Genomic DNA, 14,765 nt, shown 5'->3' with positions numbered 1-14,765 from the left:
CTAGAGTTCTAGAGGTGGATCAGCTCCAGAAAGGAGGTGATCCAGCCGCACCTTCCGGTACGGCTACCTTGTTACGACTTAGCCCCAGTTACCTGTTCTACCCTAACTGGCTTCTGTGACGAGCACCAGCTTCAGGTCTACCAGACTTCCATGGCTTGACGGGCGGTGTGTACAAGGCCCGGGAACGTATTCACCGCGTCATTGCTGATACGCGATTACTAGTGATTCCAGCTTCACGGAGTCGAGTTGCAGACTCCGATCCGAACTGAGACCGGTTTTGTGAGATTGGCGTCTGCTCGCGCAGTAGCGACCCTCTGTACCGGCCATTGTAGCACGTGTGTAGCCCTAGGCGTAAGGGCCATGATGACCTGACGTCGTCCCCGCCTTCCTCACTGCTTGCGCAGGCAGTCCTTCTAGAGTCCCCATCATTACATGCTGGCAACTAAAAGTAGGGGTTGCGCTCGTTGCGGGACTTAACCCAACACCTCACGGCACGAGCTGACGACGGCCATGCAGCACCTTGCTTTGTGTCCCGAAGGAAAGCTTGATCTCTCAAGCGGTCACGCGCATTCTAGCCTAGGTAAGGTTCCTCGCGTATCATCGAATTAAACCACATGCTCCACCACTTGTGCGGGCCCCCGTCAATTCCTTTGAGTTTCACTCTTGCGAGCGTACTCCCCAGGTGGGATACTTAACGCTTTCGCTAAGTCACCAACAGTCTATCGCTGGCAACGAGTATCCATCGTTTACGGCGTGGACTACCAGGGTATCTAATCCTGTTCGCTCCCCACGCTTTCGTGCCTCAGTGTCAGATGTCGCCTAGGCAGCTGCCTACGCAATTGGGGTTCTGGACGGTATCTATGCATTTCACCGCTACACCGTCCATTCCGCCACCCTCGACGACTCTCAAGCCCGCCAGTATCCAGGGCAGTTCCACAGTTGAGCTGTGGGCTTTCACCCCGGACTTAACGGGCCACCTACGCACCCTTTAAACCCAATAAATCCGGACAACGCTTGCACCCTCCGTATTACCGCGGCTGCTGGCACGGAGTTAGCCGGTGCTTATTCCTCAGGTACCGTCAGTTTAGGACGCATCCTCTTTTTCTTCCCTGAGAAAAGCCGTTTACAACCCAGAAGGCCTTCATCCGGCACGCGGCATGGCTGGGTCAGGCTCTCGCCCATTGCCCAATATTCCCTACTGCTGCCTCCCGTAGGAGTCTGGCCCGTATCTCAGTGCCAGTGTGGGGGATCACCCTCTCAGGTCCCCTAAGCATCGTCGCCATGGTGGGCCGTTACCCCGCCATCTAGCTAATGCTACGCAACCCCATCTGAATCCAATAAATCTTTAACTACTCTGTGATGCCACACTGTAGTCTTATGCGGTATTAATCCGCCTTTCGGCGGGCTATCCCCCAGATCCAGGTAGGTTGGTTACGCGTTACGCACCCGTGCGCCACTATGGTATTGCTACCACCGTTCGACTTGCATGTATTAGGCCTGCCGCTAGCGTTCATCCTGAGCCAGGATCAAACTCTCCATTGTATAAATTCTCTTCACTTAGGCGAACCTAAGCTGCTGTCGAGTGCTTGATCCAACTCTTTGTGTTGAACTCGTTTGTTACGCTTGCTACCGTGGGTAGTTGCCTACCGCCGGCAGCCTTACCAATTTGTCTTTTCCAATCATTCAAAGAACGTGCGCTAGCTCCTGTTGAGCTAACCTTGCCGCTACTCCCGTAGCTCTCTCCTTACTGCAATCCTAAACGTCTTTTCGTTAGGGGATGCAAAGGTAAAATACTTTTTTCTATTTGCAAGTTAAAGAGAGAGAAATTAAATCTTCTTTACTTTTCAACTTACTAAGCCCCTTCCTATTGAAGCGGGCTGCAAAGATACTATAATTCAAAACCAATTGTCAAGGACAGAACAAGATTTATTTTCGCTCCAATATGACCAAGCTATATTAGCTAACGATCATAATGACCTATTGACTTCTTACCATTATTTTAAGTTCAAATCCTTTCCATTTTCAATATAGTAAGTATTGAAAAGCAGAACATCCTAGACAAAGCTCCGTTTGAGCGAAAGGGCTACAAAGATAATATGCTTTTAGCCTTTATTCCAAGAGAAACAGCTGAAATTCTCAAATAAATAGTACTGTAAGCCGATTGCTTGAACAGGATGACAAAGGTACGGCGAGTATTGAATAAGTCAAGGCCCACCGTACCTTTTTACCTAGTTTAGGTGAAGAGTACTTACTCGGTCTGGGCCAACACTAACAATACGGATAGGTACTTCTAAATGACGCTCAAGGAATTGCAGATACGATTGAAGCTCGACAGGTAGATCATTAGCTGTTGAAATATTTTGCAAATCGGTGCGCCACCCGGGTAATGTGGTATAAACAGGAGTTAATGCCTGTAATGCTTCATAATCCGGTAAGAGGTCTGTATCGTTACCATCGGACGTCTTGTAATGAGTGCATACCTGTATTTCGGTGAACTCATCCAGTACATCGGCCTTCATCAGGTGGAGTTCTGTTACCCCATTAAGCATGATACTGTAGCGCAGAGATGGCAAGTCAATCCAACCACAACGACGTGGCCGACCAGTAGTAGAGCCGAATTCACGTCCAGCCTGCCGAATCCTCTCCCCTACCTCATCATGTAGCTCAGTGGGGAAAGGGCCGCTACCTACACGAGTACAGTAAGCTTTGGTGATACCATATACCTGATCAATGTGACGAGGAGCAATACCTAGGCCAGTGCAAGCCCCTGCAACGACGGTATTAGATGAGGTAACAAAAGGATAAGTACCAAAGTCAATGTCGAGCAAAGAGCCTTGAGCTCCTTCAGCAAGAATACGCTTTCCTTGGCGCAACAAATCATTAAGCAAATACTCTGTATCGGTAAGCTGAAGGGTACGCAGGAATTCGACAGCTGAGAAAAAATCCTCTTCTAACGCTTCAATTTCAAGATCCCGACCGTGAAAGGAAGCAAACTGCGCGTGTCGGGCTACTGCCTCAGCATAACGGGCTTGAAAGGTTGGAAGTAGTACATCACCTACTCGCAGCCCAGTACGACCAATCTTGTCCTGGTAAGTGGGCCCTATGCCTTTAAGTGTTGAGCCAATTTTGCCCCCCCCACGTATCTCTTCCGAAATACGATCGAGAGCACGATGAGATGGCAGGATGAGTTGCGCCTTTTTGGAGATGTAGAGATTTGCCCCCCAGCTTACTCCTCGGTCAGTTAGCTTTTGTAGCTCTCCCCGGAATACTACGGGGTCGAGTACGACGCCATTACCAACTACATTAATAATATGCGGGTGAAAAATACCGGATGGTACTTGGTGTAGTACATGTTTCAAACCATCGAAGGTAAGCGTGTGGCCAGCGTTGGGGCCACCCTGAAAACGGGCTACCACATCGTACGTGGGGGCTAACACGTCTACAATTTTACCTTTCCCTTCATCTCCCCACTGTAATCCAACAAGTACGTCAACTGGCATTAGGTTGTAGCTTTCAATTGTTCGGCAGCTGATGCATCATCAGCCGCAATATTAAAGATGGCGTCGAGCTTGGTAATGACCAAAAGCTTACGGACAAGGTCAGAAGGATTGATAAGCACTAGCTCGCCGCCCTGATTGCGGAATTTTGTCAGAATAGAGACTAGTACCCCAATGCCCGTGCTATTAATAAAGCGCACGTTAGACAAGTCAATCGCACAATAACTTAACCCCTCACCAAGGTGGTCGTTGACAAGTTGGAGCAGAGGTTGGGAATCGGGGCTGCCGATGAGGTCGCCAGAGAGGCGAACGAAGAGGATACCGTCTTGAACGGCGGATTCAGTTTTCATTCAGAAAGTAAGCGGGCGGCTTTGGCGCGACAATCACCACAAACGCCGTACAGATTCAAAGAGTGGTGCAAGATATGGAAATTCAAAAGTTCCCCGACCATGGTCTGGATGCCGTGAATACGAGGGTCGCAGAATTCGACCACTTTGTGGCACTCCGTACAGATGACGTGGTCGTGCTGACGATAGCCATAGGACTTCTCATACTGAGCCAAATTACGCCCGAATTGATGCTTGCTTACCAATCCGTGCTCTACTAGCAAGTCAAGCGTATTGTATACAGTGGCTCGGCTCACTTGTAAGCCTTGCGCTTTCATGCCGGTATACAGCTCCTCAACATCAAAATGGCCAGTACGAGAGTATATTTCCTCCAAGATAGCGTAGCGCTCAGAGGTCTTGCGCAATCCTTTATTCTCTAAATAGGCAGTGAAAATTTTCTTCACTTCCTCAAATTTATCTCTATCAAGCATTCTGCAACCTTATATATAAGGAGTAACAAAGGTAAGCGGGCAAAGTGAGTTAGCGGGCTCAACTTTCAGACGATAGCTTAAATCACCAAATTTTTATCCAGCGCTGGGGGCTTTTTTGCTCGATAGAATAACTGTTGACCCAATTGCAGACCGACAAAAAGCCTCCAGCCTATTCTTTTATACTAACTAGGGCTCACTAAGACTATTAAGAACTTAAGTAGCGAATCGTTCCACCAACAGTACGCCATTTACTTTGCTCAGGCGCTGAATCATCTTGTGTAAGTGGTCCGTATCGTTGACAAAGACCATTATCTGACCCTCAAACATCCCATCATTGGAATCGATGGTGATGGAGCGCATATTGACTTTCAGGCTGTTGGAGATAATACGAGTCACGTCGTTCACCAACCCAACCCGGTCGGAGCCCTTGATGCGAATGCCGGCAAGGAAAGCAAGTTCCAGCTGATCGGTCCACTTGGCGCGCACAATGCGGCTACCGTAGTTCGACATAAGCTTAACCGCCTGCGGACACGACGTGCGGTGAATTATAATTCCTTCGGTTTCGGTTTCAAAACCAAACACATCGTCACCCGGAATCGGATTGCAGCAGGGGGCAATATGATAGTCGAACTTGTCGGTATGCTCACCAATGACGAGCATATTAGCATTCACCCCCCGAATCTTCTGCACCTCCTGATCGAAGGATCTAGGGTCTAAGGAAGAAGGTAATTGAGGCGACTCAATCGTTGGATCGAACAATTCCACCTTAATCTCCCGCCCATCGAGCTGGCCGATTGCCAAGCGATAAAAGAAATCCTGCGCGTTGTAAAGGTTGAAATGAGCAAGCAAGCGGTTCAGATTTTCCTGATTATTCTCAACACCAAGTAGTTCTAATCGCTTCTCTACCAGATAGCGCCCATCCTCCGCTTTGGAGCGCTTATCATCCCGCAAATACTCTTTGATCTTTGAGCGGGCTTTTGATGTAATTACGTACTGTAGCCATTCCTCCGTAGGTCGTTGCTTATGAGAGGTCAGGATTTCGACCTGATCACCGTTGCGGAGCTGGTAGCTCAAGGGCTGCAGCTTCTGATTGACTTTGGCCCCCAGGCACTGCAAGCCAATTTGAGAGTGAATGTCGAAGGCAAAATCCAGCGCCGTTGCCTTGTCTGGCAGAATAACCAGCTTGCCTTTGGGCGTAAAAGCATACACTTCCTTGACGAAGAGGTTCTGCCGAAACTCATCCATAAACTCCAGCGCGCTGGAATTATTGGTCTCAAGCATCTCCCGCACCTTTGCAATCCACGATTCCAGCGTCGATTCAGGCTGTACGGTGCCGGTATCTTTGTATTTCCAGTGGGCTGCGTAGCCTTTTTCGGCAATATCGTCCATGCGCTTGGAGCGAATCTGGACCTCCACCCACTGCCCTGTGCGCGACATAACGGTGGTATGCAGACTCTCGTAGCCATTGGCTTTGGGTGTACTTACCCAATCGCGCAGACGATCGGGATTGGGCTGGTAAAAGTCAGTGACGATGGAGTATACCTGCCAGCAGGCGGCTTTTTCCTGCTCCGGCGGCACGTCCAGAATAACGCGAATGGCAAACAAATCATACACCTCATCGAAGGTCACGTTCTGCTTGCGCATTTTGCGCAGGATGGAGTAAATTGATTTGGGGCGGCCTTTTATCTCAAAATCAAAGCCTTGGGCCTTCAATTCCTCGTCGATAGGCGTGACGAACTCCTTAATAAAGCGATTACGTGCGCTACGGCTCTGGCGCACTTTCGTCACCAAGTCGTTATATACTTCGGTGTCGGTGTACTTTAAGTAAAGGTCCTCCAGCTCGGTTTTGATGGCGTATAATCCCAATCTATGCGCCAGCGGAGCGTATAAGTAAATAGTTTCGGAGGCTATTTTGAGCTGCTTATGCCGGGGCATCGACTCCAGCGTCCGCATATTATGCAAGCGGTCGGCAAGCTTGATCAGAATGACGCGTACATCCTCGGAAAGCGTAAGCAGCATCTTGCGGAAGTTCTCGGCCTGCTCGCTGGTACCATAGTCGAATACGCCCGAAATCTTGGTCAGCCCATCAATGATGCGCGCCACTTTGGGCCCAAACTCACGTTCGACATCCGATATTTCCATCGGCGTATCCTCTACCACGTCGTGCAGCAGGGCCGAAACAATACTCGTGGTACCCAACCCAATTTCCTCCACCGCAATCTGCGCTACCGCCAACGGATGCAGGATGTATGGCTCCCCGGATTTGCGACGCATATTCTTATGAGCCTCCAAGGAAGTATTGAAGGCTTTTTTAATAAGCTTAGCGTCGTTGCCGTGCAAATAAGGCTTAGCAGTACGAAGTAAGCGGCGATAATGCCGCAGAATTTCGTTGCGCTCTACTTCAGGATCAATAAGGGTAGCCATGTACGCGGGCGGAGCCAAAGCCCCGTGGTTATCTGCGAAAGTACGAACTCAGCGTATGATTAGCGGACGAGTCGTGTTTACAACAATACTGCAGCTTAAAAAGGTGCGACTCAATAGCTGGGGGGCAAAATCAGGTTTTGAAGGAACGTAGTGGTCTTCAAAAGGAAACCTGGCCGTGCTGAATTTCATCAAATAAAGTGCTTGGGGGGCAAATTTTCGCAGGATTACTATAATCATTCTCTACTCATTGCGGAGTTGGTTTGAATTTCCCGACTCGTTGTGTAGCTTTGCGGCCCCGAGGCAGTTGGCCTTGCGGCGGATGTGGCGAAATTGGTAGACGTGCCAGACTTAGGATCTGGTGCCGCAAGGCGTGTGGGTTCGAGTCCCTCCATCCGCACTTAGTAGTTTAAAGAATGCCCAAACCCTCAACCCAACCGTTGGGGGTTTCTTTTTCACCGGCTGCCGGCCCATTTCTTTTCCATTACCCTTTAACCGACCACCTGTTTTGGATATTACCCTCGATAAAAACGACGACCAGCTTAGTGCCATCCTGACAGTACACCTGACTGAGGCCGATTATGCTGCCACGGTTGATAACAAGCTCAAGGACTACAGCAAGAGAGCGCAAATCAAAGGGTTCCGGCCGGGCAAAGTACCCGTGGGCTTGGTTCGTAAGATGTACGGGAAGAGCATTCTGGTGGAAGAAATCAATGGCTTGCTAGGCAAAGCGGTTGATAACTACATTAAGGAGAACAACGTGCGCATTCTGGGCGAGCCCCTGCCCGTGGCCAGCGACATTGACTTTGACACCCAGAAGGATTTCGATTTTAAGTTTGAGCTAGGCTTACTACCTGATTTTGAGTTACCTGCCGACCAAACACTGAATGTGGAGCGCCACCAGATAGGTGTTGACGAGGCTACGCTACAGGAAACCTACGACCAGATTTCTCGCCAGTATGGTGAGAGCACCAACCCTGAGGCTTCGGAAGCTTCTGACTACCTCTATGGTAAGCTCAAGAAAGCGGATGAGGAAGGCGAAGGCCGCACGGTATTGCTGCCTATTAATAAGGTAAAGAACAACGTCGATAAATTTATCGGTGTAAAGGCCAACGATTCGGTAACGTTCGATCTGAAGGATGCTTTCGATGGCGACGCTTCTGCCATTGCCAACTTCTCCGGTCTTTCGAAAGATGAGGCGGCCAACGCGAGCGGCGAGTATGTACTGAATGTTGAGAAAATCAACCGCACGACCAAGCCTGAGCTAGATCAGGAGTTGTTTGACAAAGTATTCGGCAAAGACATCATTACTTCTCGCGAAGAATTTGATGAGAAAGTGCGTACTACGGTACAGGAGAACTACGACCGTGAGTCTGATGGATTGCTCAACCGCCAAATCGTGGACCAGATGGTAAATAACACGACCATCGAAGTACCCAAAGAGTTCTTCAAGAAATGGTTGGTGCGCGCCAACAAAGGCAAACTTACCGAGGAGCAGGTAGAAGAGCACTACGACGACTACGAGCGCGAATTGAAGTGGTCGATGATTCGCAATAAGGTAGTAGAAGAGCAGGGTCTGAAGGTATCGAACGACGAAATCGTGGAGCGCACCATGCAGAAGATTCTGGGTCAATTCAACATGGAAATGACGCCAGAGTTGCAAGAGTCCATCCGTAGCTTCGCTGACAATTACCTGAAGCAGGAGAACGGCAAAAACTACGTAGACGAGTATGAGGCCATTCTGGCAGAGAAAGTACTTGAAAACCTGCGCGGCAAAGTTGTTGTTACTGATAAGCCGATTTCGGCTGAGGACTTCCGGAATCAGGCAGCTAGCCAACGCTAGTCTGCCGGTTTTCTAACCCACAAAAAAGCCCTTACTTGCCGTTAGGGCTTTTTTGTTGCCCGACGGCTTCGCTTTTACACTTCTTCTCCCATTATTATTTGCCATGCTGAATAAACAAGAATTCCGCAAGTTTGCTGTTAAAGGCCAAGGTCTGAGCGGCTTGGGTGTCGATCAATACCTGCACCACATGGAAGGCCAGATGCGCCATTCCGTTACGGGCATGACCCGCTCCGTGATTGAGGAGCGCCCCACGCGCTTTGCTGAGATTGACGTGTTCTCGCGCCTAATCATGGACCGCATCGTGTTCCTAGGCACAGCCGTTGACGATTATATTGCCAACATCATCACCGCTCAACTGCTGTTCTTGGAGTCGGCCGATGCCAAGAAGGATATTTTGCTTTACATCAACTCGCCCGGCGGCTCCGTGTATGCAGGCTTAGGCATATATGACACCATGCAGTATGTAGGTCCTGATGTAGCTACTATCTGCACAGGTCTGGCGGCTTCCATGGGTGCCGTATTGCTGGCTGGTGGTGCCAAAGACAAGCGTTCGGCTCTCCCCCACGCTCGCGTGATGATTCACCAGCCTTCCGGCGGTGCTCAAGGTCAGTCTTCTGACATTGAAATCACGGCTCGTGAGATTCTAAAGCTCAAAAAAGAGCTGTACGACATTCTGGCGCAGCACACTGGCAAGACATATCAGGAAATTCATGACAACTCTGACCGTGACTACTGGATGCGTGCTGACGAGGCCAAAGAATATGGTCTGATTGATGAGGTGCTTGAGCGTAAAGTAGCTTAAGCTACCTTTATTGGTCGGTCTGCATGACGATCTAACACAAATTGAAATCCCATTTCTGGATTGAAAACCGGAAATGGGATTTTTACTTTTAAATAGAAGCCCTACGATGGGGCAACTTTTTTTTGTACGCAGGGCGTTAGCCTTTTGTACCTTTGATGCCGCTCCGGCGTGAGCGGAGATTACCTATCCTATTCTGATAATCCAGGCAATGGCAGATATTACGTGCTCCTTCTGCGGCAAGAGCAAAAAAGACGTCTCGGTAATGATTTCCGGCATCAACGCGCACATTTGCGAGCGGTGCGTAGGTCAGGCCCAGCAGATTTTGAACGAAGAGAACAAGATTCGCTCAAACAGCAAGACGCCAAAGTTTAACCTCGTGAAGCCGCGCGAGATGAAGGAGTACCTGGATCAGTACGTAGTAGGCCAGGATGAAGCAAAAAAGGTAATGTCGGTGGCAGTGTACAACCACTACAAGCGCCTTATGCAGAAGCCTAGCACTAAGGATGATGTGGTGATTGAGAAATCCAACATCATCATGGTGGGTGAAACCGGAACGGGCAAAACCTTCTTGGCTCGTATGCTGGCCAACATTCTGCAAGTGCCTTTCTGTATTGCCGACGCCACTGTGCTTACTGAGGCCGGCTACGTGGGCGAAGATGTGGAAAGCATCCTGACTCGCTTGTTGCAATCCGCTGACTACAACGTGGAAGCAGCCGAGCGCGGCATCGTTTATATTGACGAAATAGATAAGATTGCCCGCAAGAGCGACAACCCCAGCATCACGCGCGACGTGAGCGGCGAGGGGGTACAGCAGGCAATGCTGAAATTGCTGGAAGGCACTACAGTAAACGTGCCGCCCCATGGTGGCCGCAAGCACCCTGAGCAGAAGATGATTACGGTGAACACCGAAAACATCTTGTTCATCTGCGGGGGGCTTTTGTTGGCATCGAGCGCATCATTAAGAGCCGCCTGAACACCAAGCCCATGGGCTTCTCCAAAACGATGCTGGAGGAAAAGGTAGATACCCAAAACTTCCTGCGCTACGTGACGGCCGTAGATTTGAAACAGTTTGGGCTTATTCCCGAGTTGATCGGCCGTTTGCCCGTACTTACGCACCTCAACCCGCTCGACCACGCTACGCTGCGCAAGATTCTGACGGAGCCTAAGAACTCTATCGTGAAGCAGTATCAGCGCTTATTTGAGATGGAAAACATCAAGCTTTCCTTCTCTGAGGCAGCCATGGAGTACATTGTTATAAAAGCCGACGAATATCGTCTTGGCGCTCGCGGTCTGCGCTCAATCTGCGAAAGCATCATGACAGATGCGATGTTCGATATGCCTTCTGAGACTGACGTTCAGGAACTCGTTATTGACTTGGATTATGCTCAAAGCAAGTTTGAGAAGTCACCATTGAAGCAGTTGCGGGCTGCTTAACATTGTTACTTACAAAAGGAAAGGCCAGCGGAGATATCTCTGCTGGCCTTTCCTTTTGTAAGTAACAATGTTAAGCACATTCCATTATATACGCTCTAAGTCTATTACTGTAAATACCCATTACTGTAAATACCCAATCATCAGCTTAGCCGCCTTCTGGGCAGCATTGCTACGACCAAGCTTCTCCCGTAGCTCGGCGTAATCCGATTTTTGGCGAGCGATATACTCTGGATTCTCCAGAATATTTTTCAACTCCTGCACGAGGTTGCGAGAGTTGAATTCGCCCTGAATTAATTCTTTCACCACTTCTTTTCCCGCCACCAAATTCACCAGGGAGATATAAGGCACTTTTATCAATGCCTTGGCAATGGTGTAGGAAATAGCGCTAGTGCTGTAGCAAACTACTTGCGGCACGTCGAAGAGGGCGGTTTCGAGGGTGGCGGTGCCGGACGTGACCATGGCGCCGTCGGCGTGGCGAAGCAAGTCGTAGGTTTGATCGGAGACGATGGTGATGTTTTCGCTGCGCTGAAAATTCTGGTAATAGTTGCGGTCAAGGTTGGAAACGGCAGCAATGACGAACTGATAATTCAGAAACGGCGGCAACACGGAAAGCATGACGTAGAGCATGCTCTCGATTTCCTGTTTGCGCGAGCCGGGCAGCACGGCAATAATCGGCTTGTTGGCCGGAATCCGGTTTCGTTCGCGGAAGTCAGTGGATGCTTCGTGCTCAGCTACGGCGTCTACGGTAGGGTTGCCGATGTAGTCTACATCGTAGCCGAAACGCTGGTAGAACTCCCGCTCGAAAGGCAGGATGACAAACATCTTGTCAACCACGGCTTTCACGGTGTGCACGCGGCCCTGGTTCCAGGCCCAGATTTTGGGCGATATGTAGTAAAACACCTTGATGCCGTGCTGCTTGGCAAACTTGGCGACCCGTAGATTGAAGCCCGCGTAATCGACCAGAATCAAAACGTCCGGCTTATACGCCAGCAGATCGCGCTGACACTCCTTCAGGAAACCACGAAATTTCAGGATACTGGTGGCCGCTTCCAGGAAACCCATAATGGCCATCTCCTGGTAATGATGCACCAATTTTCCCCCCGCGGCCTCCATCATATCACCGCCCCAGCCCCGGAACTCGGCCGCAGCGTCTTCTGTGCGTAGGGCACGCATCAGGTTGGCGGCATGAAAATCTCCGGAACGCTCGCCGGCAATCAAGTAATATTTCAAGAGAATAAACGGCTAAATGGGTGAGGGTTAAATGAATGAATGTATGAAGGTTAAACGACTGATTGTTTCTGTGCCTTACTAAGCAAACAACCATTTAACCTTCAGCCATTTAGCTATTTATTCCCCATAATATTCCACGAAATTCCGGGGCGTTTCGTAGAGTTTGATGCAGTGCAGCTGAGCGGAGGAAATGGAGCCTAACTCACGCGTCAGGATTTCCCAGAAGGCCACTACCAAATTCTCAGTGCTGGCCATTTTGCCCTGCATGAAAGGCACATCGAGGTTAAGATTTTTGTGGTCTACCTGATCGGTAATGTGCTCGCGAATGAGGTTGCTGAGCTGTTTGAGGTCGATTACGAAGCCGGTGTCCGGGTCGGGCTGACCTTTTACGGTTACGATAAGGTCGTAATTGTGGCCGTGCCAGTTGGTATTGGCGCAGGGGCCAAATACTTCGCGGTTGCGCTCGTCGGACCAGTTGGGGTTGTGCAGCTTGTGCGCGGCATTGAAATGCTCCTGGCGGCTGACGTAAATCATTTGTTGCGGTGCTAGTAAGATAATATTCGGTATGGAATGAGATGGGGCAGTGCTTGATGAAATGACTAACAGCGCGACGAATCAGCCTTTCAACCAATCAGCACAATAGCGCATCAACTTAGCAGCCCATTAAAGCGCGACGCGCTTTTTCCGCAGCAAATATACAAAGAACGGTACGCCGAAAAGGGCGGTGACCAAGCCCACGGGAAGGCCTGCCGGCGGATAAAGCAGACGGGCCAGCAAGTCGCAGGCAAGCATAAAATTGCCCCCAGCAGGGCGCAGAACAATAAATTAGCCCTACCCGTAACGCCCAGCAGCCAGCGCGTGAGGTGAGGAATCATGAGCCCGACAAACCCGATGGGGCCACAAAGCGCTACAACACAGCCCGTCAGGCCGGAAGCGGTGAGGATAAGTATCCAGCGCAGGCGGGTCACATTCAGGCCCAACGCTTGGGCGCGCTCCTCCCCTAGCAGCAGCACGTTCAAGTCTTTTTGCAGAAAAGTAAACAGCAATAAAGCCCCACCGACCGCCACGGCCGGATACGGCAGCAGATTCCAGCCGGCCCGCTCGAAACTGCCCATAGCCCAGAAAATAACGGTACTCAGCTTGGCGTCGGTGGCGGCCAGAAAAGTAACCAGACTGCCAACTGCGGCCGTAAGCGCACCCACGGCTACGCCGGCCAGCAATAGTTGGGCGGGCCGGAGTTGGCCCTGCTGAGTCCCGAGCGCCACTACAACGATGGTGGTGAACAGGGCACCGGCCAGGGCAGCCAAAGGCGGCAGATAAAAGCCCCCCAGCACCAAGGTATCCAGAAAAGCAAAGCACAAAATGGCCCCCAGCGACGCGCCCGAGGCCGTACCAAGCAAGTATGGATCGGCCAGGGCATTATTGACCATTGCCTGCATCAGATAACCACTAAACGCCAGTCCCGCACCGGCCAGCAGGGCCAACAAAAGGCGCGGCAGACGCAATTGTACCAGCACCAGCTGCACCGGATCGGTGGAGTCATAATGACTTAAGGCACGCCAGATGGTGGCATAATCTGTGTCGAAGCTGCCCACTCGGAGCCCCGCGACCAAGAGTAAAAACGTAACAAACAGGCTGGCCAGCAGCCAGGGCCCGACGCGGCGGCTCATAGCTGGGCCGGGCTTTGGCGCAGCAACTGCTGTAGTTCCCGCACCGACTCCACTACGCGCGGGCCGGGTCGCTCCATCAGGTTGCCATTGATAGCGTAAATCCGGCGCGTTTGGTAAGCCCGAATGCGGCGCAGTTCCGGATAACTTTTGAAGAAGGTGCTGTCGAGCTTTCCAAAACTGCCCCCCAGCAGCACATCCGGATTCAGCTGCAGAATGTACTCGCGCGTAAGGGCCGGATAAGGCTGCGAAAACTTCTCTATCACAGCATTTTGCCCCCCAGCCCGCCGGATTTTGTCGGTAAACAGGGTATTCTGACCGTACACGTAAATGGGGTCTTGCCAGGTAATGGCCAGCACCTTGGGACGTGAGCCGGTTGGCGTTTGCTGTTCCAGTTGCTTCAGCTCCGCGGCCAACGAATCGGTGAGGCGGCGGGCTTGGGGTTCACGGTGCAGAATACGACCAATATCGCGCAAGCCGCGCAGCACGTCGGGCACCGTGGTATAACGCTGGTAATACACCTGCACGCCGAGCTGTTGCAGGCGCGTGGCGTCGTCGAGGGAGGTGATGCCTTCCACGGTAAACACGATATCGGGCTGCAAGGCCACCAAGCGCTCCATATCCAGCGGGTAGCTATTCACAACGGGCTTGCTCAGCACTGCTTTCGGGTAGTCGCACACCTGGGTACGGCCGATAATGGTAGCAGTATCAGCCACGGCGTAAAGCATTTCGGTCATGGATGCGGCCAGGGACATAATGCGCCGCGGGTGAGCCGGTATTGTGACGGAGCGCCCTAAGTCGTCGCGCAACTGCTGGGGGCATTTTCTGCCGGTGTCGATGTCTGAGGGGCTTTTTGATCGGAATTACATGCTGCCACTGAAGCGCTGAGCGAAATGCAAGTCAGAAGTAGACGCGAAAAACGAAGCATGCTGCAAAGATGGTGATTTAGCTTGCCTCATAGCTATTTGAGAAAACGTCATGCAACACCAGTTTGAGCCAACGTCATGCAACACCACTCCGTCATGCAGAGCGCAGCGACGCATCTCGCGTGCTG

At 51.0% G+C, this 14,765-nt stretch carries 10 protein-coding genes, 1 tRNA gene, 1 rRNA gene and 1 pseudogene; 4 read left to right on the top strand and 9 right to left on the bottom strand.

The annotated features are described in order from the left end of the window. Positions 1-29 precede the first annotated feature (29 nt). The 5 genes from H9L05_RS12875 to H9L05_RS12855 all read right to left on the bottom strand — a co-directional run bounded on the left by H9L05_RS12875 (position 30) and on the right by H9L05_RS12855 (position 6,738). A 16S ribosomal RNA gene (locus tag H9L05_RS12875) occupies positions 30-1,542 on the bottom strand. A gap of 686 nt (positions 1,543-2,228) precedes the next feature. Then, a complete protein-coding gene (locus tag H9L05_RS12870; RefSeq protein WP_187731318.1) occupies positions 2,229-3,500 on the bottom strand; it encodes an adenylosuccinate synthase in 1,272 nt (423 codons plus the stop codon). After that, positions 3,500-3,847, bottom strand: coding sequence for an STAS domain-containing protein (locus H9L05_RS12865; protein ID WP_187731317.1), 348 nt, complete (start codon positions 3,845-3,847; stop codon positions 3,500-3,502). The genes H9L05_RS12870 and H9L05_RS12865 overlap by 1 nt, the downstream gene beginning before the upstream one ends. Continuing rightward, complete coding sequence (locus tag H9L05_RS12860; protein ID WP_187310274.1) at positions 3,844-4,314, bottom strand: Fur family transcriptional regulator; 471 nt, start codon at positions 4,312-4,314, stop codon at positions 3,844-3,846. The genes H9L05_RS12865 and H9L05_RS12860 overlap by 4 nt, the downstream gene beginning before the upstream one ends. Positions 4,315-4,527: 213 nt before the next feature. Next, positions 4,528-6,738 (bottom strand): RelA/SpoT family protein, encoded by a 2,211-nt coding sequence (locus H9L05_RS12855; RefSeq protein ID WP_187731316.1) that lies wholly within the window; start codon positions 6,736-6,738, stop codon positions 4,528-4,530. A gap of 315 nt (positions 6,739-7,053) precedes the next feature. On the opposite strand from H9L05_RS12855, the gene H9L05_RS12850 reads away from it, so the two are divergent. The 4 genes and pseudogenes from H9L05_RS12850 to clpX all read left to right on the top strand — a co-directional run bounded on the left by H9L05_RS12850 (position 7,054) and on the right by clpX (position 10,814). Next, a tRNA-Leu gene (locus H9L05_RS12850) sits at positions 7,054-7,135 on the top strand. Between the two features lie 108 nt (positions 7,136-7,243). Further along, positions 7,244-8,578 (top strand): trigger factor, encoded by a 1,335-nt coding sequence (gene tig / locus H9L05_RS12845; RefSeq protein WP_187731315.1) that lies wholly within the window; start codon positions 7,244-7,246, stop codon positions 8,576-8,578. Between the two features lie 103 nt (positions 8,579-8,681). After that, positions 8,682-9,380: a ClpP family protease gene (locus tag H9L05_RS12840; RefSeq protein ID WP_133272071.1), complete on the top strand. Its 699-nt coding sequence runs from the start codon at positions 8,682-8,684 to the stop codon at positions 9,378-9,380. 208 nt (positions 9,381-9,588) lie between these two features. After that, positions 9,589-10,814, top strand: a pseudogene (gene clpX, locus H9L05_RS12835) (ATP-dependent Clp protease ATP-binding subunit ClpX). 120 nt (positions 10,815-10,934) lie between these two features. Here clpX and lpxB read toward each other — a convergent pair. The 4 genes from lpxB to H9L05_RS12815 form a co-directional block, all read right to left on the bottom strand. Continuing rightward, the gene (gene lpxB, locus H9L05_RS12830; RefSeq protein ID WP_187731314.1) at positions 10,935-12,044 is read right to left on the bottom strand and encodes a lipid-A-disaccharide synthase; all 1,110 of its coding nucleotides are present in this window, start codon (positions 12,042-12,044) and stop codon (positions 10,935-10,937) included. A gap of 117 nt (positions 12,045-12,161) precedes the next feature. Next, the gene (locus H9L05_RS12825) at positions 12,162-12,578 is read right to left on the bottom strand and encodes a 6-pyruvoyl trahydropterin synthase family protein (RefSeq protein ID WP_187731313.1); all 417 of its coding nucleotides are present in this window, start codon (positions 12,576-12,578) and stop codon (positions 12,162-12,164) included. Between the two features lie 113 nt (positions 12,579-12,691). After that, positions 12,692-13,714 (bottom strand): FecCD family ABC transporter permease, encoded by a 1,023-nt coding sequence (locus H9L05_RS12820; RefSeq protein WP_455429301.1) that lies wholly within the window; start codon positions 13,712-13,714, stop codon positions 12,692-12,694. Continuing rightward, positions 13,711-14,520, bottom strand: coding sequence for an ABC transporter substrate-binding protein (locus tag H9L05_RS12815; RefSeq protein ID WP_223284415.1), 810 nt, complete (start codon positions 14,518-14,520; stop codon positions 13,711-13,713). The genes H9L05_RS12820 and H9L05_RS12815 overlap by 4 nt, the downstream gene beginning before the upstream one ends. Positions 14,521-14,765 lie beyond the last annotated feature (245 nt).

It is taken from the genome of Hymenobacter qilianensis (assembly GCF_014489555.1).
GTDB lineage: Bacteria > Bacteroidota > Bacteroidia > Cytophagales > Hymenobacteraceae > Hymenobacter > Hymenobacter qilianensis.
The sequence above is the reverse complement of the archived record's forward strand: the minus strand, read 5'-3'. Positions and strand labels throughout refer to the sequence as shown.